Below are 1,230 nucleotides of genomic sequence, written 5' to 3'. Positions count from 1 at the left end.
GGCTTATCGGCCAAAAAGAGTGGATGGGTTCGGGCGTGTTCGTTTAGTGGACGTGTCCTGATCGGGTCCAGAGGCCTTCTTCTGCGGTGGGGCTTGTGTCGTAGACGATGTGGCTGAGTTGGTCGTCTGGCTGCGGGTCGGCTGTGGTTTTCGGGGTGGGGTCTGCGGTGGTGATCGCTTCGTCGATGGTGAGTTCTCGTGTGGTGAGGAACCATTCGACGGCGCGGCGGCGGTGTTCTTCGGTCATGCCGCGGTGTCGGCGTAGGAGGTCGCGGATCTGCGCGTTGAGGCCTTCCAGCGCGGAGGTGGTGCGCGGGTTGCCGTAGCTGATATGGGTGAAGAGCAGGTTCTTGCGGACGACGAGTCGGATCAGGAGCCACGCTTTCCGGAGCCGGTCGTGGGTGAACCCGAACTGGCCGTTGCGCAGCAGGGTGCGTTCCCGGGTGAGGTGTCCGAAGGTCTGCCACCACTGCTCCAACTGCAGCTGCCAGGCAATCGCCTTGTCTTCGTCATCGACCTCGGAAAGAGTCATCACGAGGCGTCGTAGTGCACGGCCGGCGGCGGTGCGCGGGGTGCGGGTCAGGTGCCGGGTGACGTTCATTTGCAGATGGAACAGGCAGCGTTGGTGTTTTGTCTCGGGCCAGCAGTGTGACAGTGCGGTGGGCAGTCCGGAGCCGCCGTCGGAGACGATCACGGCAGGCCCGGGGACCTGGTACAGCAGTGCTTCCCACGCGGCGATGGTCTCGCGAGCGGCCCATTGCCAGGCAAGGACCCGGCCGGTGTCGGATAACGCGATGAGCAGGCACCAGGAACCGATCCAGATCCCGTCTACCAAGACCGCATGGAACACCTCCGTCGTGCATGGCAGACGGGGTGAGACGGCCCAGCACCAGGCGGTGTCGCGACGGAACGTGCGCCCGCTGGTGCTGCCGTCGGCCTCGGCCTGGGTCTGTTTCCCGATCAGCCAGGACACGAATCGGATCAGCTGCTGCCGGCGCTTCACGTCCGGGCGGCGGCGGACGCTGGAGGCACCACACGACGGGCATCGCCAGCGTTGCGTCCCGGACCGGTGACGACCGTTCTTGACCAGCCGAACACCGCATACCACGCACGCGATCGAATTCAATGGAAGGTCCACGACTAAGCGTCGCGGACCATAACGATCCCCATCTCACCGCACAAACACGCGGCAAAACGGCCACCCCATCCACTCTTTTTGGCCTATAACCC

1 protein-coding gene is annotated in these 1,230 nt (G+C 64.4%); it reads right to left on the bottom strand.

Features of this window, described 5'->3' with window-relative positions; all coding sequences use genetic code 11:
• Positions 1-43: 43 nt before the first annotated feature.
• Positions 44-1,138, bottom strand: coding sequence for an IS1249 family transposase (locus ACX9R5_RS18725; RefSeq protein ID WP_459410576.1), 1,095 nt, complete (start codon positions 1,136-1,138; stop codon positions 44-46).
• Between the last annotated feature and the right edge of the window lie 92 nt (positions 1,139-1,230).

The sequence above is a fragment of the Rathayibacter sp. CAU 1779 genome (genome assembly GCF_054551755.1).
Note: the sequence above shows the minus strand (reverse complement) of the source record. Positions and strands in the feature narration are given on the sequence as shown.